Below are 20,506 nucleotides of genomic sequence, written 5' to 3'. Positions count from 1 at the left end.
CACCCATCAGGCCCCACAAGGGAGTCCACGTCATGCGCCGCGCCGTCTGCCCGGGTTCCTTCGACCCGATCACCAACGGACACCTCGACATCATCGAGCGTGCCTCCAAGCTGTACGACGTGGTCCATGTCGCGGTGGCGATCAACCGGAACAAGCAGGGCATGTTCACCGTCGAGGAGCGGATCGCGCTGATCGAGGAGACCACCGCCCAGTACGGCAACATCGTGGTCGAGTCGCACTACGGCCTGCTGGTGGACTTCTGCCGGGAGCGCGGCATCCCGGCGATCATCAAGGGCCTGCGGGCGGTCAGCGACTTCGACTACGAGCTGCAGATGGCCCAGATGAACCGCGGCCTGTCCGGGGTCGAGACGCTCTTCGTGCCGACCTCGCCGACCTACAGCTTCCTCTCCTCGACCCTGGTCAAGGAGGTCGCCTCGTACGGGGGTGACGTCTCGCACCTGCTGCCGGAGACGGTGAACCGGCAACTGGTGGCCCGGATCGCCGAGCGGGCGAAGCAGTAGCACCGCGCACAAATCGGATCAGCTCTGGCGAAGCGTCACATACCGTCCCCCGCCCGGGCGAGCGGCTGGCCTCGGACGTTGTGAGCTCCCCCCGCTCTGGACGTACAGTCTGTACTCCTGCCCGGAGGCGCCACGCCGAAGGGCACTGCCTCCGCCGCAGCTCGGCGGCACACGGAAAGACAGAAGCCCCCGTGGACGTGCAGAACAGACTTGACGCCATCGTCACGGCGGTGGAGAACGCCCGCTCGATGCCCATGTCGGCGTCCTGCGTGGTGAACCGGGCCGAGCTGGTCGGCCTGCTCCAGCAGCTCCGTGAGGCGCTGCCCGCCGAACTCGCCCAGGCCCAGTCGGTGATGGCCGACCACGAGCAGGTGGTCGCCGACGCGCAGGCCCAGGCCGACCAGATCATCCAGGGTGCGCACAGCGAGCGCGGCTCGCTGATCTCGGACACCGAGGTGGTGCTGCGCGCCCAGGCCGAGGCGGACCGGATCCTCGGCGAGGCCAAGGCCGAGGTGCAGAGCAAGCTGGCCGAGGCGGACGACTACGTCGACTCCAAGCTGGCCAACTTCGAGGTGGTGCTCACCAAGACGCTCGGCGCGGTCGGCCGCGGCCGGACCAAGCTGCGCGGCGACGCCGGTGTCTTCGAGCAGCCCCACGACGAGGAGGGGACCGACGGCGAGGAGTTCCGCTCGCGGGTCAGCCCGAGCCCCGAGGTCGACGAGTACGTGGACGTGAAGCTGGCCACCCTGGAGACGGTGCTCAGCAAGACCCTCGAAGCGGTCGGCAAGGGCCGGGACAAGCTGCTCGGCAAGGCCTCGATCGACGAGCTGGGCGCCTACCTGGCCGCCGCCGACGAGGCCCAGCAGCTCAAGGACCGGGCCGAGGCGGTCGCGGCCGGCTTCTCCGAGGGCGGCTTCGACCCGGTCGGTGGCGGTGGCTTCGACGCGAACGGCGAGGAGCAGCCCTGGTACCGGGCCGAGGTCCCGCAGCAGCAGAGCTGGCCCGAGCCGACCCCGGCAGCGGCCGGCTGGCAGGCCCCCGAGGCAGACCAGTTCCCGGCCCCGCAGTACAGCGAGGTCTACGGCGGCGGCTTCGACCCGGCCGGCCAGCCGCAGACCGACCCGTACGGCTACCCGCAGCAGCCGCAGCCGAGCTACGGGGGCCAGCAGGGCTTCGACACCCAGGGCTTCGACTACGGTTACCAGCAGCAGCCGGTCTACCAGGAGCAGCCGCAGGAGCAGCAGCAGTACGACGCCTACGGCTACCCGCAGCAGGCCGCCCAGCTGCCCCAGCAGGCCGCGCTGGACGAGACCAGCTTCTTCGACACCAGCATGATCGACATGACCCGGCTGCGGGAGCTCGGCGGCAGGTGAAGTTGGGCCAGGCCGGAGTGTCCGGTAGTCTGACCACTCCGGCCTGTTCGTTGCTGGGCCGTTCTGCTGCCTCGAAGCAGCCGGATCGAACCGAATCCGCGCCACGCAGGGATGCGTGCCGCCTCCAGGAAGTCAGGACACCTTGAACCGCCTCGACCACCGCGACCCGCTCGTGTTCGACACGCATGAGCTCGGCCGTCGCCCGGGATCGTTGCGCAAGGTGACCCGCACCGTGGAGGCTCCGGAGGGCCTGGGCATCATCGATGTCATCGCCGTCCCGGTGAAGAGCGAGATCGAGATCGAGCTCCGGCTGGAGTCCGTGGTCGAGGGCGTGCTGGTGACCGGCCGGGCCAGGGCCGCGGTCGAGGGCGAGTGCGTCCGCTGCCTGGAGCCGGTCGAGGACCGCCTGCGGGTCGAGTTCCAGGAGCTGTACTACTACCCGGAGTCCGACGAGCGCCACCGCGCCCGGACCGCGGGTGCCGACGACCTCGACGAGGAGTCGGACGACGAGACTTACCGTCTGGAGGGCGATTTCTTCGACCTTCAGCCGGTGCTGCGTGACGCGGTGGTGCTCGCACTGCCGTTGCAGCCGGTGTGCCAGGAAGACTGCCTGGGTCTGTGTTCCGAGTGCGGAGCACGCCTGAGCGACGACCCGGACCACCACCACGACGCCGCCGACCCCCGGTGGGCGGCTCTGCAGGGACTCTCCGCCGCCCCCGGCGACGAGGGTGACGGAATCAAGACCAGCGACACCCGTGAGGGTGGAGCCGAGAACCAGGAGAAGTAGCCGTGGCTGTTCCGAAGCGGAAGATGTCGCGCAGCAACACGCGCCACCGTCGGTCCAACTGGAAGGCCGTTGTTCCGGCCCTGGTGGCGTGTGACCGCTGCCACGAGCCGAAGCTGGGTCACATCGCGTGCCCGAGCTGCGGCACGTACAACCGTCGCCAGGTCCTCTCGGTCTGATCGGCGGGGTGTACGGATCGATGTCGGACAGTAACTCACCCCGCAAGTCGGCTCCTGCCAACGGGAGCAAGGCCGGCGGTCCGGCTTCGACCGAATACGACGTTCTGGAAGGGCGCCTCGGGTTCGTACTCGAGCGCGCCCTTCTGGTGCGTGCCCTGACGCACCGTAGCTTCGCCTACGAGAACGGCGGGCTGCCCACCAACGAGCGCCTGGAGTTCCTCGGCGACTCGGTGCTGGGCCTGGTCGTGACGGACACCCTCTACCGCCTCCACCCGGAGGTCGCCGAGGGCACGCTCGCCAAACTGCGCGCCGCAGTGGTCAACTCGCGCGCCCTGGCCGAGGTCGGCCGTGGCCTCGAACTGGGCACCTTCATCCGGCTCGGCAAGGGCGAGGAGGGGACCGGTGGCCGTGACAAGTCGTCGATCCTCGCCGACACCGTCGAAGCCGTCATCGGCGCCGTCTACCTCGACCAGGGGCTGGACGCCGCGACCGATTTCGTCCACCGCCTGTTCGACCCGCTGATCGAGGAGTCCTCTCAGCTGGGCGCGGGCCTGGACTGGAAGACCAGCCTCCAGGAGCTCACCGCCTCGGTGGGCATCGGCGTACCCGAGTACGTGGTCGCCGAGTCGGGTCCTGACCACGAGAAGACCTTCGACGCCGCCGCCCGGGTGGCCGGCGAGGACTTCGGTCACGGCAGCGGCCGGTCGAAGAAGGAAGCCGAGCAGAAGGCCGCCGAGAGCGCCTGGCGGGCCATCCGCGCCAAGTACGCGGACCAGCTCAACCCCACCAGCTGACAACAGAGTCGAGGCGGCAGGCGTGCCCGAGCTCCCCGAGGTCGAGGTGGTCAGGCGCGGCCTGGCCCGCTGGGCCGCAGGCCGTACCGTGGCCGAGGCCCAGGTGCTGCACCCACGGTCGGTCCGGCGGCAGCCGGGCGGCGCCGACGAGTTCGCCGCCCGGCTGACCGGGGCCACCCTGGGCGAGGCGCAGCGCCGCGGCAAGTACCTCTGGGTGCCGCTCGGCGGCGACCAGGCGATGATCGGCCACCTCGGCATGAGCGGCCAACTCCTGGTCCAGGACTCCTCGGTGCCGGACGAGACGCACCTGCGGGTCCGGCTCAGGTTCACCGACGGCGGCAGCGAGCTGCGCTTCGTCGACCAGCGCACCTTCGGCGGCCTGGCGGTCGAGGAGGCCGAGCCGGGCGACCCCGAGTCCACCCCGCTCTCGATCGCCCACATCGCCCGGGACCCGTTGGACGTCCGCTTCGACGACGCCCTCTTCATAGCCGCGCTGCGCGCCAAGCGCACCACTGTGAAGCGCGCCCTGCTCGACCAGACGCTGATCAGCGGGGTCGGCAACATCTACGCGGACGAATCGCTCTGGCGCGCCAAGCTGCACTACGGCCGGGCGGTCGGCACCCTGACCCGGATCCAGGCCGCGACGCTGCTCGGCCACGCCCGCGACGTGATGAACGCCGCCCTCGCGGTGGGCGGCACCAGCTTCGACAGCCTCTATGTCAACGTGAACGGCGAGAGCGGCTACTTCTCCCGCGACCTGGACGCCTACGGCCGCGAGGGCGAGGCCTGCCGCCGCTGCGGCACCGCGATCCGGCGCGATCCGTGGATGAACCGCTCCAGCTACTTCTGCCCCAAGTGCCAGCGCGCTCCACGCTGAGTTGCACACGCCAGGGGCTCGGGGAACTGCGACGCCGACCTCGTAAAGGGTGATCCGTACGTAGGCGGTCAAGCACTTTCGCAGTGATATCCGCCGGCCACGAACCGTCGCCGTTCCCCGAGCCCTTGGTCGTGCAACTTCAGCGCTTGCCCACGAGCTCGGGCTCGAGCGCGGCTTCCAGTTCGCCCTGGCCGTAGTAGGCGACGCCGACCGCGCTGACGACGGCGAGGACGAAGCCGAAGGCGGCCAGCCAGCCGAGGCCGGCCCGGGAGGAGTCGCCGAGCCAGATGACGCCGACCGCGCCGGGGATGACGGTCTCGCCGACCACCAGGGCGGCGGTCGCCCCGTTCACCGAGCCGATCTGCAGCGCGATGGTGTGCAGGTACATCCCGCCCAGGCCGCCGACCAGGATCGCGTACAGGGCCGGATCGCCGAGCAGCCGCCCGAGGTCGAAGGGCTCGATGCCGTTCAGGATCCGGACGCCGACCCCGAGGGCTCCGAAGCCGAGGCCGGAGAGCAGGCCGGCCACGATCGCCCCACTCGCACCCAGTAGCCGGACGACCATCGCGCCGCCCCCGATGACCACGACCGAGGCGCCCAGCACCCACCAGTGCACGGCCATCGCCGCCTGGTGGCCGCCCTCGGGCCCGGCCGCCACCGCGAGCAGGACCAGGGCGGCGCACAGGATCGCGATCGAGGCCCACTCCGGCCGCTTCAGCCGGAGGCCGAGCAGCTTGATGCTGAGCACGGCGGTGACCACCAGGTTGGCGCTGATGATGGTCTGGGAGAGGAACAGCGGGAGCAGCCGGGCGGCCAGTGCGCCGAGCCCGAAGCCGATCAGGTCGAGCACCGTGCCGAGGATGAACTCCCAGGTGACGGCGGCCTTGGCGGTGGAGGTGAGGTTGGGGCCGCCGTGTTCGGTGACTCCGGCGGAGCGGCCGTTGGCGGCCGCCTCCTCGCGGGCGGAGCGGCGTGAGCCGACCGCCTGGAGTACCGAGCCGGTGCCGTAGCAGGCGGATGCCGCGACGGCGGTGACGAGGCCCAGGATCACCGGGTGCTCCGATCTGGATAAGGCAGATGCAGTTCTGGTGGCAGATGCAGTCGGTCAGCCACCACTATGCCTCCTCGCCGGGGCGGTCGAGTCAGCCGCCAGGACGACCGGGGGCGGCCCGACGGCGGGGGAGACTCCGCCTGGGGGTATGGCGCCGACGCCCTCCCGTACGAGTAGCGTCTGAGGCATGAGAAGCACGCAGCTCCGCCGCCCGAAGGCCACCGCCCTCCTCGGGCTGCTGCTGGCAGCCCTGCTGCTCCTGCCCGCCACCGCCGCTTCGGCGGCGACCGGCGGGGTGGAGGAGGCGGCCGGGGTGCTGAAACAGGGTCAGGTCTACGTCGACCCGTCGATGACCGGGCGGTTCTCCACAGCGGACGCGGCCGCGCTGACCGAGCGGATCAGGAAGGCCGACAAGCCGGTCTTCGTCGCGGTGCTCCCCGCGAGCGAGCAGTACCCGGCCCAGACCGTGGCCCGTGATCTGCGGACCAGGGTCGGGGTGACCGGCCTGTACGCGATCTGGCGCGGCGAGGAGTTCAAGGCCTTCTCGGACCCGGCGGCGATCTCCGGCGCGGCCGCGAACAACCTGGCAGGTGCGGCGTTGCGGGCGCACCCGGGAGACATCAACGGCACCCTGAACGACTTCGTCGGCCAGGCGCTCGGTCAGGTCAGGGGCAAGGGCGTGGCGGGCTCGTCGGACGGCGGCGGGATCGGGGTGGCGGCGATCGTGGTGCCGGTGGTGCTGCTGGCGCTGGCCGGTGGCGGCGTGTTCCTGCTGTTCCGCCGCTCGAAGCGGCGCAAGGAGGAGCAGGTCAGGGCCGAGCTGGCGCAGCTGCGGGTGGTGGTGGACGAGGACATCACCGCGTTCGGCGAGGAGCTGGACCGGCTGGACTTCGCGCCCGGTGACCCCTCGGCGGACGACGCCCAGCGGGCCGACTACGCGCACGCGCTGGACTGCTACGAGAGCGCCAAGCGCGCGATGGACGCGGCCACCGAGCCCGAGCAGGTGCGACCGGTGACCGAGGCGCTGGCCGACGGCCGGTTCGCGTTGGCGACCCTGACGGCCCGCCGGGAGCAGCGACCGCTGCCGGACCGTCGGCCGCCGTGCTTCTTCGACCCCCGGCACGGCCCCTCTTCCAAGGACGCGGACTGGGCCCCCGCCGGCGGTGTCCGGCGGACGGTGCCGGTCTGCGCGGCGGACGCGGCCAAGCTGGCGGCCGGTGAGGAGCCGGAGGCCAGGACGGTGCAGACCGAGCACGGCCGGGAGCCGTACTGGAACGCGGGCCCGGCGTACAGCCCGTGGGCCGGTGGCTACTTCGGCGGCGGGATGCTGCCCGGGCTGCTGGTGGGCACCATGCTCGGCTCCATGATGGCCTCACCCGGCACGGCCTGGGCGGCCGGCGGTGAGGGCTACCAGGACGGCTACCAGGGCGGTGACGACTCCGGGGCGGACTTCAACCCGTCGGACTTCGGTGGCTTCGACGGCGGCGGTGGCGGTGACTTCGGAGGCGGCGGCGGAGGGGACTTCGGAGGCTTCTGAGACAGGTGATGTGCGCTGGTCCTCGGGGAGTCGACGGGAAGACGATCGGCCAGGCAGTGTCATGGGGGAGCAGGGTCTCCGGCTGGAACCGGACGCACTCAGGACGCCGCCATCGGTCGGCACCGCCCGCTGGGAGCCGACCCCGGGGCGGGACCGTCCCGGGGGTTAGGGTCGAGCCATGCACAGCGATGATCCGGTCCGCTGCACCGCCTGGGTGCGCGGCAAGGTGCAGCAGGTCGGCTTCCGGTGGTGGACCCGGGCCCGGGCGATGGAGATCGGGCTGACCGGCTACACCAGCAACCTCGGCGACGGCCGGGTGCAGGTGGTGGCCGAGGGCAGCCACCACGACTGCGAGCGGCTGCTGGCCCTGCTCAGGGGCCCCGGCACGCCGGGCAACGTCACCGGTGTCACCGAGATCTGGAGCGCGACCGGCGACGGTTACGACAGCTTCGCGATCCGCTGACCGGGCCCACTCCGTACCCGCACCGCAACTGCCGGTGTCAGGCGGTTGCCTTCTGGGCAGACTCGTGGTTGACTCCGCAGCGAGCAGTGATCCATCTCCGACCGGGATGGGCCCTCCGCCCGGCCGCACGGCGTGTCGTTCCCGCCATGCAGGTGACAGGGGCGCGGTAGCGTGCGGTGATCGTGTTGACCCGTACCGTCTTTGGTGAGACGCTGAAAGCCCGCGCACCAATATGCGTTCTCCCGGCAGGGTCATGCCGTCGTGAGCCCAGCTCACACGGCTCTCCCGTAGTGCCCAGCCAGCACTACCGGCCCGCGGACGGGTGCGTGACATCCCCTTCCCCCTAGACCCATACCGCAAAGGTTCGGTCACTCAGCGTGGAGGACCATTCATCATGGCAAAGGCGCTTCTCGGGTACGTCGGCGGCCCCGACCCGCGAATGCTTTCCGAGATGCGACGGCTTCAGCAGCGCGTCCAGGACCTGGAGTCCGAGCTCATTCGGATGCAGGCCGAGAACGACGCACTCACCGCTGTCGCTGACGAGCACTCGCTGCTCAGCAGCATCGAGTTGGATCAGCGGGAGCCGGCACTCACCTGATCCGGTCTCACTGATCGACGCTGCTGCGCACTGAGCTTCCCGTACGGGTCGCAGCTTTCGAGGGACGCCCGCGTGGCGTCCCTTCGTCGTGCGCGGAACCTTTTGCCAAGAGACTTCCCAGCCCCGGCGTGGCCAAACCGCCGTCGCCCGGTCGCCGTCCGTACTGCCGGATACAGTCGGCAGACGGACTGAGAAGCCGAGGTGAGGAGAGCGGCGCGTGCACCTGAAGAGCCTGACGCTGCGCGGGTTCAAGTCCTTCGCCTCCGCCACCACGCTGCGCTTCGAGCCCGGCATCACCTGCGTGGTCGGGCCGAACGGCTCCGGCAAGTCGAACGTGGTGGACGCGCTCAGCTGGGTGATGGGCGAGCAGGGCGCCAAGTCGCTGCGCGGCGGCAAGATGGAGGACGTCATCTTCGCCGGCACCAGCGGCCGCCAGCCGCTCGGCCGCGCCGAGGTCAGCCTCACGATCGACAACTCCGACGGCGCGCTGCCGATCGACTACGCCGAGGTCACCATCACCCGGACGATGTTCCGCAACGGCGGCAGCGAGTACGCGCTGAACGGCGACACCTGCCGACTGCTGGACATCCAGGAACTGCTCTCCGACTCCGGCATCGGCCGGGAGATGCACGTGATCGTCGGGCAGGGCCAGCTCGACTCCGTACTGCACGCCGACCCGATGGGCCGCCGGGCCTTCATCGAGGAGGCGGCCGGAGTACTCAAGCACCGCAAGCGCAAGGAGAAGGCGCTGCGGAAGCTGGACTCGATGGCCGCCAACCTCAACCGGGTGCAGGACCTGGTGGCCGAACTGCGCCGCCAACTCGGCCCGTTGGGCCGACAGGCGAAGATCGCCCGGCGGGCCGCCGGGATCCAGGCCGAGCTGCGGGACGCCCGGCTGCGGCTGCTCGCCGACGACCTGCTCACGCTGCGCCGGGCGGTCGAGGCCGAGATCGCGGACGAGCTGGCGCTCCGCCTGCGGCGCTCCACCGTCGAGCAGGAGCTCAGCCGGGCGCAGCAGCGCGAAGCCGTCCTGGAGGCCCAGGTCCAGCAGCTCGGACCGCAGTTGGAGGAGACCCGGCAGACCTGGTACCGGCTCTCCGCGCTGGCCGAACGGAGCAGGGGGACGATCGGGCTGGCCGAGGCCCGGGTGCGGCACGCGGTCAGCAGCACGCAGGGCGAGGAGCGGCGCGGGCGGGATCCGGAGGAGCTGGAGCGGGAGGCCGAGCGAATCCGGGAGGAGGAGGCCGCGCTGACCGAGGCGCTGGAGGAGGCCCGGTACGCGCTGGCCGAGGCGGTCGAGCGGCGGGCCGAGCTGGAACGTGAACTGGCCCTCGAGGACAGCCGGTTGAAGGCTGCGGCGCGGGCCATCGCGGACCGCAGGGAGGGTCTGGCCCGCCTGCAGGGCCAGGCCGCCGCCGCCCGCTCGAAGGCGGCCGGGGCGCAGGCCGAGATCGACCGGCTGGCCGAGGCCAGGGACGAGGCGGTGGTGCGCGCCGAGGCGGCGCAGGCGGAGTTCGAGGAACTCCAGGCGCAGGTGGGCCGGCAGACCGCCGGGGACGAGGAGTTGGACGCCGGGTACGAGCGGGCCCGGGCCTCGCTGGCCGGGGCGGAGGCCGGAGTCGCCGCCGTACGGGAGGCGCTCGGGCTGGCCGAACGCGAGCGGGCCGGGCTGCTGGCCCGGCACGAGGCGCTCTCGCTCGGACTGCGGCGCAAGGACGGCAGTGGGGTGCTGCTGGCGGCGGGGGAGCGGCTGACCGGCCTGCTCGGTCCGGCCGCCGAGCTGCTCAAGGTCGAGCCCGGGTACGAGACGGCGGTGGCGGCGGCGCTCGGCGCGGCGGCGGAGGCCGTCGCGGTGGACGGGTTGGACGCGGCGGTGGCCGCCCTGCGGCTGCTGCGCGGTGAGGACGCCGGTCGGGCGGCGCTGCTGATCGCCGGTGACGTCACGATGGCGGGCCCGGCCGCCGGAGCGGCCGCGCTGGTGAGTGGCCCCGCTGAGCTGATGCCCGCCGTGGCGGCGCTGCTGGATCGCACGGTGGCGGTGGACGGGCTGGACGAGGCCCGCGAACTGGTGCGGGAGCGGCCGGAGTTGACCGCCGTCACACGGGACGGTGACCTGCTCGGCGCCGGGTTCGCGCAGGGCGGCGCGGCCGGGGCGCCGAGCCTGCTGGAGATCCGGGCGGCGGTGGCCGAGGCGGCCGGGAAGATCGAGCAGTCGGCCGAGCGGTGCGAGCGGCTGGCCGGCGAGCTGGCCTCCGTTACCGAGACGCGGCGCGAACTGGTCCTCGAAGTCGAGGAGTTGGCGACCCGGCGGCGGGCCGCCGAGAAGGAGCGGGCCGCCGTCGCGGGAGCGCTCGGTCGGCTCGGCGGGCAGGCCAGGGCGGCGGCGGGGGAGGCCGAGCGGCTGGCTTCCTCGGCGCGGCGGGCCGAGGAGGGGCTGACCCAGGCGCTGGCGGCGGCCGAGGAGCTGGCCGAACGCCTGGCGGTGGCAGAGGAGTTGGCCGACTCCGGGGAGGACGAGCCGGACGGCGCCCGGCGCGACGAGCTGGCCGGGGGCGCCGCCGAGGCCAGGCAGGCCGAACTGGAGGCCAGGCTCGCGGTCCGCACCCACGAGGAGCGGGTCCGGGGTCTGAGTGGCCGGGCCGACCAGCTCGACCGGGCGGCGAAGGCCGAGCGGGAGACCAGGGCGCGGGCCGCCGAACGGCGTACCCGGGCCCGGCACGAGGCCGAGGTGGCCGGTGCGGTGGCGGCCGGCGCACGGCAGTTGCTGGCCCGGCTGGAGGTCTCACTGACCCGGGCCGAGGCCGAGCGGGCCGAGGTGGAGCAGCTCAGGGCCGAACGGGAGACCGAGCTGCGGACCGGCCGGGAGCACGGCCGCGAACTCAAGGGCGAGCTGGACAAGTTGGTCGACGCGGGCCACCGGGACGAGGTGCTCCGGGCGGAGAAGCGGCTGCGGATCGAGCAGTTGGAGGCCAAGGCACTGGAGGAGTTCGGCATCGAGGGGGAGGAGCTGCTCGCCTCGTACGGCCCGGCCCAGCCGGTGCCCCCGCCACTGCCGGAGGAGGGCCAGGAGCCCGGCGAACCCCGGGTGTACGTCCGGGCCGAGCAGGAGAAGCGGCTGCGGGCCGCCGAGAAGGCGTACCAGCAGCTCGGCAAGGTCAACCCGCTGGCGCTGGAGGAGTTCGCGGCACTGGAGGAACGGCACCAGTTCCTCGGTGAGCAGCTGGACGACCTCAAGCGGAGCCGGCGTGACCTGCTGGAGATCGTCAAGGACGTGGACGTCAGGGTGGAGCAGCTGTTCACCGCCGCGTACCACGACACGGCGGCCCAGTTCGAGGGCGTGTTCTCGCGGCTCTTCCCGGGTGGGGAAGGGCGGTTGGTGCTGACCGATCCGGAGAACATGCTGACCACCGGCGTGGACGTCGAGGCCAGGCCGCCGGGGAAGAAGGTGAAGCGGCTCTCGCTGCTCTCCGGCGGTGAGCGCTCGCTGACGGCGGTGGCGCTGCTGGTGTCCATCTTCAAGGCCCGCCCGAGCCCGTTCTACGTGATGGACGAGGTGGAGGCGGCGCTCGACGAGACCAACCTGCGCCGGCTGATCGCCATTATGGAGGAGCTGCGGGAGAGCTCCCAGCTGATCGTGATCACCCACCAGAAGCTCACCATGGAGTCGGCGGACGCGCTGTACGGCGTCACCATGAAGGGCGACGGCATCTCCCAGGTGATCGGCCAGCGGCTGCGCGAGGAGCACCGGGAGCGACCGGTGCGCGCGGTGCCGCGGCAGTCGCCGGAGGCCGTGGTCGGCTCGGAATAAGCGGTAAGGGGCGAATGTCCCCGTTCTCGCGGGCGGGTCCGTCACGGATACTGGGGGCGTTATGGAATATCTGATCCTTGCCGTAGTCATCGCCGTGGTCGCCGTCGGCGCGATCGCCGGCCTCGTCGTCAGCGGCAGACGACGTAAGCAACTGCCTCCCAAGGCCGAGGCGCCCGTCATCACGCCCCCGCGCGAACCCGGGGTCGGCGAGGAGTCAGCGGCCCCGACTCCCGAGCCGGTCAGGACCGTCGAGGAGGTGACGCTCGCTCCGGAGGCGCCGCTCGCACCCGTTCCGGAGGCGCCCCTCGCGCCCGCGCTGGAGGTGCCGGAGCCCACCGCCGGACGGCTGGTCCGGCTGCGCGGCCGACTCTCCCGCTCGCAGAACTCGCTCGGCAAGGGCCTGCTCACGCTGCTCTCGCGCGAGCGGCTGGACGAGGACACCTGGGAGGAGATCGAGGAGATCCTGCTCACCGCCGACGTCGGCGTGGCGCCCACCCAGGAGCTGGTGGACAACCTGCGGACCCGCGTCAAGGTGCTCGGCACCAGGACCCCGGACGAGCTGCGGGCCCTGCTGCACGAGGAACTGGTCGGCCTGATCGGTACCGACGTGGACCGTTCGCTGAAGACCGCCAAGCACGAGGACGGCCGTCCGGCCGTCGTGCTGGTGGTCGGCGTGAACGGCGTCGGCAAGACCACCACCTCGGGCAAGCTCGGCCGGGTGCTGGTCGCCGACGGGCGCAAGGTGGTGCTCGGCGCGGCCGACACCTTCCGCGCGGCCGCCGCCGACCAGCTGCAGACCTGGGGTGAGCGGGTCGGCGCCGCCACCGTCCGCGGCCCCGAGGGCGGCGACCCCGCCTCGGTCGCGTTTGACGCGGTCAAGGAGGGCATCGCCGAGGGCGCGGACACCGTACTGATCGACACCGCGGGCCGGCTGCACACCAAGACCGGCCTGATGGACGAGCTCGGCAAGGTCAAGCGGGTCGTCGAGAAGCACGGCCCGGTGGACGAGGTGCTGCTCGTGCTGGACGCCACCACCGGTCAGAACGGGCTGGTGCAGGCGCGGGTGTTCGCCGAGGTGGTGGACATCACCGGGATCGTGCTCACCAAGCTGGACGGGACCGCGAAGGGCGGCATCGTGATCGCGGTGCAGCGGGAGCTGGGCGTGCCGGTCAAGCTGATCGGGCTGGGTGAGGGCGCGGACGACCTGGCGCCGTTCGAGGCGGGCGCGTTCGTGGACGCGCTGATCGGGGAGTAGCCGACAGGGGCTCGGGGCTGCGCTGCGGGTGCTCAGGCACTGTCGCGGTGTTCCCCGAGCCCCTGGCCGTTTCCGAGCCGCGCGCCTCAGGCCGTGCGCGCCGGCTCGGCGGTGCGTTCGCGGGTGCGGTGGCAGGCGTAGGCGATGGTGCCGAGCAGGAGGCGGGCCTCCGGGGGGCAGGCGGCGCTGTCGCGGCAGGGGTGGCGGAGCCAGCGGGCGGGCCCGAGCGTGCCGAGGGTGGTGGGCGGGGCGGCCACGTAGTCGCCCTCGCCGTGGCAGGAGAGGTCGAGGGTGGTGTCGTCCCAGCCCATCCGGTACAGGAGGTCGGGGAGTCGCCGGGCCGCTCCGGGGGCGACGAAGAAGAGCAGGCGGCCGGTCGGCAGGCCGAGCACGGGGCCGACCTGGGTGCCCATCCGCTCCAGTCGGACCAGGGCCTGCAGGCCGGGCTGGGCCGGGACGTCGAGGACGTCGAAGGAGCGGCCGGTCGGCAGCAGCAGGGCGGACTCGCCGCCGCGCAGCCGGTTCAGGTCGGCGGCGCCCGCCCCGGTGGCCGGGTCCACGGTGTGCGCGGGGCCGAGCCCCTGGTGCAGGCCGGGGGCGGCGCAGTGGGCGGCCGAGCAGGAGCAGCGGCCGTCCGCGCGGGTGGCGCCGGCGCCGACGGCGACCGCCCAGCCCCAGCGGCCGGTGTACTCCGCGGCCGCCTGGAACGCGGTACCGCGCAGGCGGCGGCGGGAGCCGAAGCGCAGCTCGCCGAAGAGGTTGTCCATGCCTCCCCCAACAGGTTCGGGTTGCCGGTGGTTACGGGACCGTGACGTTCCGTCGATTGTCCGGCGCGAAGTGGGTCGCGCGTCGGCGGCGCGCAGCAGCCGGAGTGCTCCGATTCGCGCGGGCAGGGCAAGGGGGCTCCTTGTGCCCGTGTCACGGATGCCGGATCGTCGGTGCCGCACGGGATTCCCCTTCCTGGCCGGTGGCCTGTCCGGCCGTCAAGATCCCTGTGGACTCGGCGAGTTGGGCCGGCGCTTCGTCGACCTCCAGTGAAGCGCGCGGCGCCCTCGCGTAGTTCACTCGTGGGGGTGGCGAAAGGTGGCGATTCTCGGGTGATGCTCCCCCGGATGGCGGTGGTCACGTTACGTTCAGCACACGGAACGCAGCGGACCGTCCACATCGGGCGGGTATGAGGCGGGCGAAGCGGGCTAGGACGAGCGGGGCCTCTTGTGCGGGGCCGGGCGGGATGGAACGTTCCCATGGCAGAGAAGCAACCGAACGAGAAGCTGACTTCGTGGTTCGGCCGGAGCGGCTGGTCGAAGGGCGAGTTGGCCCGTCAGGTGAACCGCAGGGCCCGCCAGATCGGCGCGCACCACGTGAGCACCGACACCTCCCGGGTGCGGCGCTGGCTGGACGGCGAGCAGCCGAGGGAGCCGATCCCGAAGATCATGTCCCAGCTCTTCTCCGAGCGGTTCGGCTCGGTGGTCTCGATCGAGGACCTCGGCCTGCGCACCGCCGTCCCGGTGAGTACCGTGGAGAGCGGCGTCGACCTGCCGTGGAGCGCGCCGCAGACGGTGCAGCTGATCAGCGAGTACTCGCGCAGCGATCTGATGCTCAACCGCCGTGGCTTCCTCGGCACTTCGCTGGCGCTGACGGCGGGTGCCGCACTGATCGAGCCGATGCAGCGCTGGCTCGCGCCGAACCAGGGCGGCATCCCGACCCCCATCCTGGCGGCGGCCTCCGGCGGTGAGCAGTTCTCCGGCCGGCTCTCCGAGCCCGAGCTCCAACTGCTGGAGCAGACCACGGTGATGTTCCGCCAGTGGGACGCGCAGAACGGCGGCGGTCTGCGCCGCAAGGCCGTGGTCGGCCAACTCCACGAGGTCACCGACCTGTTGCAGGAGAGCTACCCCGAGCAGACCACCAAGCGGCTGTTCCGGCTCACCGCCGAACTCGCCCACCTGGCGGGCTGGATGTCGTACGACGTCGGCATGCACCCGAGCGCGCAGAAGTACTACGTGCTGGCCCTGCACGCGGCCAAGGAGGCGGGGGACCGGCCGTTCGGTGCGCAGATCCTCACCGACATGAGCCGCCAGATGATCCACCTGAACCGGGGCGAGGACGCCCTGGAGCTGATCCACCTGGCCCAGTACGGCAGCCGGGACAGCGCCAGCCCGCGCCAGCAGTCGCTGCTGTTCGCGATGGAGGCGCGGGCCTACTCCACGATCGGCGAGGTCAACCGCTGCGCCCGGGCGGCCCGGCTGGCCGAGGACACCTTCAGCGACTGCGGCCGGGGCGACAACGACCCGGACTGGCTGAAGTTCTTCTCGCTGGCCGAGTTGAACGCGGAGAACGCCCACTCCTTCCGGGATCTGGCCTACCACACCACCCGCAGCCCGCTGTACGCCTCGATGTCCGCGCCGGTGATGGAGCGCGCGGTGGACCTGTTCCGGGAGGACCCGGACCACATCCGCAGCTACGCGTTCAACCTGATCGGCATGTCCAGCGTGCACCTGCTGCAGAACGAGCCGGAGCAGGCCGTGGTGATGGCCAAGCAGGCGGTGGACATCGCCACCCGGGTCCGCTCCGAGCGCCTGAACACCCGGATCAGGAAGACCTCCGCCGCCGCCTCCCGGAACTTCAAGGACGTCGCCGAGGTGGGTCAGCTCGCCGACCTCGTGGTGCAGGACATCCCAGAGTTCGTGCCCACCGGCTGAGCCGCCGACCGGCCGTCGGCCCCGCTCTGCGGGCCGGCCGTCGGTCACGGTTCGGTTTCGGCCAACTCCGCCCGGCCGTACCGACCGTGGTGCCCCGCAGGTCCGCCTGCGACCGGGCTCCCGCGCCCCCGCAGCCCCAGTGGCACCACGGTCGGTGATCATCCGGACACACGCCGTGCGACGAGGCCGTACGGTACCTCATGGCGTGTCATGGCACGGCCGTAGTTCATCTCCTCGTAACGTCGTGGTGCGGTGCGTCACGGCCGCGAAACACCTAGCCGCATCGGCCGAAATCAGCCTTCGGCACTCTCCTTCTCATCGCCGACACCCCAGGTGGCACGGGACAGGGATCCTGCGGGTGGAGCGGCATTCATTCACGAGGAGACGCCGATGCCGGACGGCTTCAGCGCGGGCGATACCGCCTTTGTGTTCATCTGTGCAGCCCTGGTCATGGTGATGACCCCTGGGCTCGCCTTCTTCTACGGCGGAATGGTCAGGGTCAAGAGCACACTCAACATGCTGGTCATGAGCTTCATCTCGCTCGCGATCGTCAGCGTGCTCTGGGTCCTCTACGGCTACTCGCTCGCCTTCGGCCCCGACGCGGGTGCCGGTCTGATCGGCAACCTCGACTTCCTGGGCATGCGCGGCATCGGCCTGAACGACCTCACCGGCACCATCCCGGTCACCGCGTTCTCGGCCTTCCAGCTCATGTTCGCGATCATCACGCCTGCGCTGATCAGCGGTGCCGTCGCGGACCGTGCCAAGTTCGCCGCCTGGGGCCTGTTCATCGCGCTCTGGGTGACGATCGTCTACTTCCCGGTCGCGCACTGGGTGTTCTTCTTCGACGGCGGCAACGGCGGCTGGCTCGGCGACCGCAACGGCGTGATCGACTTCGCCGGTGGTACCGCGGTGCACATCAACGCCGGTGCGGCGGGCCTGGCGCTCTGCCTGGTGCTGGGCAAGCGGATCGGCTTCAAGAAGGACCCGATGCGTCCGCACAGCCTCCCGCTGGTGATGCTCGGCTCCGGTCTGCTCTGGTTCGGCTGGTTCGGCTTCAACGCCGGTTCGGCGCTGGCCGCCAACGGTGTCGCGGGCATGGCCTTCATCAACACCCAGGTGGCCACCGCCGCTGCGGTGCTCGGCTGGCTCGCCTACGAGAAGATCAGGCACGGCGCGTTCACCACGCTGGGCGCTGCCTCCGGTGCGGTCGCCGGTCTGGTCGCCATCACCCCGGCCTGTGGTTCGGTCAGCCCGCTCGGTGCCATCGCGATCGGCCTGATCGCCGGTGCGGCCTGTGCCGCGGCGATCAGCCTGAAGTACCGCTGGGGCTTCGACGATTCGCTCGACGTGGTCGGCGTGCACCTGGTCGGCGGTGTGATCGGCTCGCTGCTGATCGGCCTGTTCGCCACCGGTCACGTGGGCCAGACCGCGCAGGGCCTCTTCTACGGCGGCGGGTTCGAGCAGCTCGGCAAGCAGGCGATGGGTGTCGCCGTGGTCGGCGCGTACTCCTTCGTGGTCTCCTGGCTGCTCGGTCAGGCGATCGACAAGACGGTCGGCTTCCGGGTCTCCGAGGACGTCGAGGTGGCCGGCATCGACCAGGCCGAACACGCCGAGTCGGCCTACGACTTCAGCGCCGTCGGCGCCACCCTGGGCCGCAGTGCCGCCGCTCCCGCCGCTCCCACCGCCGAGAAGAAGGTCGACGCCTGATGAAGCTCATCACCGCAGTCATCAAGCCGCACCGGCTGGACGAGGTCAAGACCGCCCTCCAGGAGTACGGCGTGCAGGGTCTGACCGTCACCGAGGCCAGCGGCTACGGCCGGCAGCGCGGCCACACCGAGGTGTACCGGGGCGCGGAGTACACCGTCGACCTGGTGCCGAAGGTCCGGGTCGAGGTCCTGGTCGAGGACGAGGCGGCCGACGAGGTCATCGACGTCCTGGTGAAGGCCGCCCGCACCGGCAAGATCGGTGACGGCAAGGTCTGGAGCGTCGCGGTCGAAACCGCCGTCCGCGTGCGGACCGGCGAGCGCGGTCCCGACGCGATCTAGCATTCGCCGCATGGCCCTTGGCGGGCCGGTCGCCCCTTCGGGCGACCGGCCCGCCGGACGCGTATGTCCCGCAGCACCGACGGACGGGGAACTCGCCGTGACCACCACCGACCAGCCCTCCGAGTACGCCGCCGCCCGGACCCGCCTGCTGGCGGAGCCGGGTCTGGGCGGGGTGGCCCGCAGGACCGCCCTGTCCCGGCTGGCCGACGACTGGCTCGCGGGGCTGTACGGGGCGGCCGGCGCCCCGTCCGGCACCGCGCTGGTCGCGGTCGGTGGCTACGGCCGGGGCGAGCTCTCCCCGCGCAGCGACCTGGACGTCCTGCTGCTGCACACCGGACCGATCGACCCGGCGCTGCCGGAGCGGATCTGGTACCCCGTCTGGGACGGCGGCGCCGCACTGGACCACGCTGTTCGCACCCCCGCCGAGGCCCGGGCGGTGGCCGCCGAGGACCTCAAGGCACAGCTCGGCCTGCTGGACGCCAGGCACCTGGCCGGTGACCAGGACCTGACGGCGGAGCTGCGCTCGAACGTCCTGGCCGACTGGCGGGCCACCGCACCGAAGCGGCTTCCCGAACTCCGGCAGTCCTGCCTCGAACGGGCCGAGCGGCACGGCGAGTTGTCGTTCCTGCTGGAGCCGGACCTCAAGGAGGCCAGGGGCGGCCTGCGGGACGTGGTGGCCCTCAACGCGATCGCCGCCAGCTGGCTGGCCGACGCCCCCAGGGACGGCCTCGAGGCGGCCGCCGCTCGGCTCGCCGACGTCCGGGACGCGCTGCACCTGACCACGGGCCGGGCCACCGAACGGCTCGCCCTCCAGGAGCAGGACCAGGTGGCGGTCCGGCTGGGCGTGCTGGACGCCGACATCCTGCTCCGGCAGGTCTACGAGGCCGCCCGCACCATCAGCTACGCCGGGGACGTCACCTGGCGGTCCGTCGAACGCGTGCTGGCCGCCCGCAGCGGCCGGGGCCGACGGGTCTCCCGGCTGGCCTTCCCGTTCACCGGCGTCGGCCGGGGCAGCGGCGCGGTGGCGCGCGGTGCGGTGGAGCGCCGGCCGCTGGCCGAGGGCGTGGTCGAGCAGGACGGCGAGGCGGTGCTCGCCCAGGGCGCCAGGCCCGGGCAGGACCCGGTCCTGGCGCTGCGCGCCGCGGCCGCCGCCGCGCAGGCCGGTCTGACGGTCGGTTACGCCACGGTCCGCCGACTGGCCGCCGAGACCAGGCCGCTGCCGGTGCCGTGGCCGGACGAGGCCAGGGAGCAGCTGATCACCCTGCTGGGCGCGGGGGAGGCGGCCATCCCGGTCTGGGAGGCCTACGAGGCGGAGGGGCTGATCACCCGTCTGTTGCCGGACTGGGAGCGGGTCCGCTGCCGCCCGCAGCGCAACGCGGTGCACCGCTGGACGGTGGACCGGCACCTGATCGAGACGGCGGTGAAGGCGGCCGCGATGACCCGCCGGGTGGCCAGGCCCGACCTGCTGCTGGTGGCCGCGCTGCTGCACGACATCGGCAAGGGCTGGCCGGGTGACCACTCGGAAGCCGGCGAGGTGATCGTCCGCGACGTGGCGGCCCGGATGGGCTTCGACAAGGCCGACACCGACACCCTGGCCCTGCTGGTGCGCCACCACCTGACCCTGGTGGACACCGCGACCCGGCGGGACCCTGACGACCCGGCCACCGTCGACCTGATCACCAAGGTGGTCGGCACGCTGTCGCACCTGGAGCTGCTGCACGCGCTGACCGAGGCGGACGCCACCGCCACCGGCCCCGCCGCCTGGAGCGGCTGGCGGGCCTCGCTGGTGCGCGGCCTGGCCGAGCGGGCGGCGGAGCGGCTGGCGGGCAACAGCTCGTACCCGGCCGACGCCGAGCCGACCGCCGAGGAGGAGCGGCTCGCGGTCGAGGCGGGCCGTACCGGCGGCCCGGCGCTGACCCTGCTGGCGCAGACCCAGCACGACTCCTTCTCCACCGAGCCGATGGGCGTCGAACTGACCCTGGCGCTGCCCGACCGTCCCGGCCTGCTCGGCACGGTGGCCGGGGTGCTGGCGCTGCACCGCCTGACGGTCCGCTCGGCCGGACTGCGCGAGCTGGACCCGGTCGGCGCGGGCCCGGTGCTGCTGCTGTCCTGGACGGTGGCGGCGGAGTACGGCGAGGTCCCGGAGGGGGCCAGGCTGCGGGCCGATCTGCGCCGGGCGCTGGACGGTTCGCTGGACGTGGCCCGCAAGCTGGCCGAGCGGGACGCCGCCGCACCGCGCCGCCGGGGGATCGCCACCCCGCCGCCGGTGGTCACGGTCGCGCCCGGCGGCGCCTCCAGCAGCGCCACCGTGCTGGAGGTCCGCGCCCACGACGCCCCCGGCCTGCTGCACCGGATCGGCCGGGCGCTGGACGCGGCGGGCGTCCGGGTCCGTACCGCGCACGTCTCCACGCTCGGCGCGGACGCGGTGGACGCGTTCTACGTGACCGATCCTGAGGGCCGTCCGCTGACCGCCGGACGGGCCCGCGAGGTGGCCGTGGCGGTGCAGTCCGCGCTGGGCTGAC

At 72.3% G+C, this 20,506-nt stretch carries 17 protein-coding genes; 15 read left to right on the top strand and 2 right to left on the bottom strand.

Going from position 1 to position 20,506, the window contains the following annotated elements; all coding sequences use genetic code 11:
• Nucleotides 1-32: 32 nt before the first annotated feature.
• From coaD to mutM, 6 genes are all read left to right on the top strand, one after another.
• On the top strand, nt 33-521 hold the full coding sequence (gene coaD / locus ACKUU6_RS11180) for a pantetheine-phosphate adenylyltransferase (protein WP_407988346.1): 489 nt from the start codon (nt 33-35) through the stop codon (nt 519-521).
• 197 nt (nt 522-718) lie between these two features.
• Nucleotides 719-1,894 carry a cell division initiation protein gene (locus ACKUU6_RS11175; protein WP_407988345.1) on the top strand — a complete coding sequence of 392 codons (1,176 nt, stop codon included), beginning with the start codon at nt 719-721 and terminating at the stop codon, nt 1,892-1,894.
• Between the two features lie 142 nt (nt 1,895-2,036).
• The gene (locus ACKUU6_RS11170) at nt 2,037-2,681 is read left to right on the top strand and encodes a YceD family protein (RefSeq protein WP_407988344.1); all 645 of its coding nucleotides are present in this window, start codon (nt 2,037-2,039) and stop codon (nt 2,679-2,681) included.
• Between the two features lie 2 nt (nt 2,682-2,683).
• Nucleotides 2,684-2,857 (top strand): 50S ribosomal protein L32, encoded by a 174-nt coding sequence (gene rpmF, locus ACKUU6_RS11165; RefSeq protein ID WP_030056747.1) that lies wholly within the window; start codon nt 2,684-2,686, stop codon nt 2,855-2,857.
• Between the two features lie 20 nt (nt 2,858-2,877).
• Entirely contained in the window at nt 2,878-3,651 is a 774-nt protein-coding gene (gene rnc / locus ACKUU6_RS11160; protein ID WP_407988343.1) for a ribonuclease III, read from the top strand.
• A 22-nt stretch (nt 3,652-3,673) separates the two neighbouring features.
• Complete coding sequence (gene mutM / locus ACKUU6_RS11155) at nt 3,674-4,528, top strand: bifunctional DNA-formamidopyrimidine glycosylase/DNA-(apurinic or apyrimidinic site) lyase (protein WP_407988342.1); 855 nt, start codon at nt 3,674-3,676, stop codon at nt 4,526-4,528.
• 139 nt (nt 4,529-4,667) lie between these two features.
• On the opposite strand, the gene ACKUU6_RS11150 is transcribed toward mutM, so the two are convergent.
• Nucleotides 4,668-5,579 (bottom strand): hypothetical protein, encoded by a 912-nt coding sequence (locus ACKUU6_RS11150; protein ID WP_407988341.1) that lies wholly within the window; start codon nt 5,577-5,579, stop codon nt 4,668-4,670.
• A 187-nt stretch (nt 5,580-5,766) separates the two neighbouring features.
• Between ACKUU6_RS11150 and ACKUU6_RS11145 the strand changes: the two genes are divergently transcribed.
• From ACKUU6_RS11145 to ftsY, 5 genes are all read left to right on the top strand, one after another.
• Complete coding sequence (locus tag ACKUU6_RS11145) at nt 5,767-7,116, top strand: hypothetical protein (protein WP_407988340.1); 1,350 nt, start codon at nt 5,767-5,769, stop codon at nt 7,114-7,116.
• Nucleotides 7,117-7,294: 178 nt separating this feature from the next.
• Nucleotides 7,295-7,579, top strand: a complete 285-nt coding sequence (locus ACKUU6_RS11140) for an acylphosphatase (protein WP_407988339.1) — start codon at nt 7,295-7,297, stop codon at nt 7,577-7,579.
• A 394-nt stretch (nt 7,580-7,973) separates the two neighbouring features.
• On the top strand, nt 7,974-8,177 hold the full coding sequence (locus ACKUU6_RS11135) for a hypothetical protein (protein WP_407988338.1): 204 nt from the start codon (nt 7,974-7,976) through the stop codon (nt 8,175-8,177).
• 217 nt (nt 8,178-8,394) lie between these two features.
• Nucleotides 8,395-11,985 carry a chromosome segregation protein SMC gene (gene smc / locus ACKUU6_RS11130; RefSeq protein ID WP_407988337.1) on the top strand — a complete coding sequence of 1,197 codons (3,591 nt, stop codon included), beginning with the start codon at nt 8,395-8,397 and terminating at the stop codon, nt 11,983-11,985.
• 61 nt (nt 11,986-12,046) lie between these two features.
• Nucleotides 12,047-13,240 (top strand): signal recognition particle-docking protein FtsY, encoded by a 1,194-nt coding sequence (gene ftsY / locus ACKUU6_RS11125; RefSeq protein ID WP_407988336.1) that lies wholly within the window; start codon nt 12,047-12,049, stop codon nt 13,238-13,240.
• A gap of 86 nt (nt 13,241-13,326) precedes the next feature.
• Here ftsY and ACKUU6_RS11120 read toward each other — a convergent pair whose 3' ends face one another.
• A complete protein-coding gene (locus ACKUU6_RS11120) occupies nt 13,327-14,007 on the bottom strand; it encodes a bifunctional DNA primase/polymerase (protein WP_407988335.1) in 681 nt (226 codons plus the stop codon).
• Between the two features lie 477 nt (nt 14,008-14,484).
• On the opposite strand from ACKUU6_RS11120, the gene ACKUU6_RS11115 reads away from it, so the two are divergent.
• The 4 genes from ACKUU6_RS11115 (at nt 14,485) to ACKUU6_RS11100 (ending at nt 20,505) form a co-directional block, all read left to right on the top strand.
• Nucleotides 14,485-15,939, top strand: a complete 1,455-nt coding sequence (locus tag ACKUU6_RS11115; protein ID WP_407988334.1) for a hypothetical protein — start codon at nt 14,485-14,487, stop codon at nt 15,937-15,939.
• Between the two features lie 390 nt (nt 15,940-16,329).
• Nucleotides 16,330-17,646 (top strand): ammonium transporter, encoded by a 1,317-nt coding sequence (locus tag ACKUU6_RS11110; RefSeq protein ID WP_407988333.1) that lies wholly within the window; start codon nt 16,330-16,332, stop codon nt 17,644-17,646.
• Complete coding sequence (locus tag ACKUU6_RS11105) at nt 17,646-17,984, top strand: P-II family nitrogen regulator (protein WP_407988332.1); 339 nt, start codon at nt 17,646-17,648, stop codon at nt 17,982-17,984. The genes ACKUU6_RS11110 and ACKUU6_RS11105 overlap by 1 nt, the downstream gene beginning before the upstream one ends.
• Before the next feature lie 97 nt (nt 17,985-18,081).
• The gene (locus ACKUU6_RS11100) at nt 18,082-20,505 is read left to right on the top strand and encodes a [protein-PII] uridylyltransferase (protein ID WP_407988331.1); all 2,424 of its coding nucleotides are present in this window, start codon (nt 18,082-18,084) and stop codon (nt 20,503-20,505) included.
• The last annotated feature ends 1 nt before the right edge of the window (nt 20,506 follow it).

Source organism: Kitasatospora sp. CMC57, from assembly GCF_045866025.2.
In the GTDB taxonomy this organism is placed as follows: Bacteria; Actinomycetota; Actinomycetes; order Streptomycetales; family Streptomycetaceae; genus Kitasatospora.
This window is presented reverse-complemented; position numbering and strand designations above follow the sequence as displayed.

Coding starts and splice junctions, on each gene's coding strand:
- ACKUU6_RS11105 (WP_407988332.1), top strand. CDS start 17,646: ATGAAGCTCATCACCGCAGTCATCAAGCCGCACCGGCTGGACGAGGTC.
- ACKUU6_RS11135 (WP_407988338.1), top strand. CDS start 7,974: ATGGCAAAGGCGCTTCTCGGGTACGTCGGCGGCCCCGACCCGCGAATG.
- ACKUU6_RS11115 (WP_407988334.1), top strand. CDS start 14,485: ATGGCAGAGAAGCAACCGAACGAGAAGCTGACTTCGTGGTTCGGCCGG.
- ACKUU6_RS11145 (WP_407988340.1), top strand. CDS start 5,767: ATGAGAAGCACGCAGCTCCGCCGCCCGAAGGCCACCGCCCTCCTCGGG.
- ACKUU6_RS11140 (WP_407988339.1), top strand. CDS start 7,295: ATGCACAGCGATGATCCGGTCCGCTGCACCGCCTGGGTGCGCGGCAAG.
- ACKUU6_RS11110 (WP_407988333.1), top strand. CDS start 16,330: ATGCCGGACGGCTTCAGCGCGGGCGATACCGCCTTTGTGTTCATCTGT.
- ftsY (WP_407988336.1), top strand. CDS start 12,047: ATGGAATATCTGATCCTTGCCGTAGTCATCGCCGTGGTCGCCGTCGGC.
- ACKUU6_RS11120 (WP_407988335.1), bottom strand. CDS start 14,007: ATGGACAACCTCTTCGGCGAGCTGCGCTTCGGCTCCCGCCGCCGCCTG.
- coaD (WP_407988346.1), top strand. CDS start 33: ATGCGCCGCGCCGTCTGCCCGGGTTCCTTCGACCCGATCACCAACGGA.
- rnc (WP_407988343.1), top strand. CDS start 2,878: ATGTCGGACAGTAACTCACCCCGCAAGTCGGCTCCTGCCAACGGGAGC.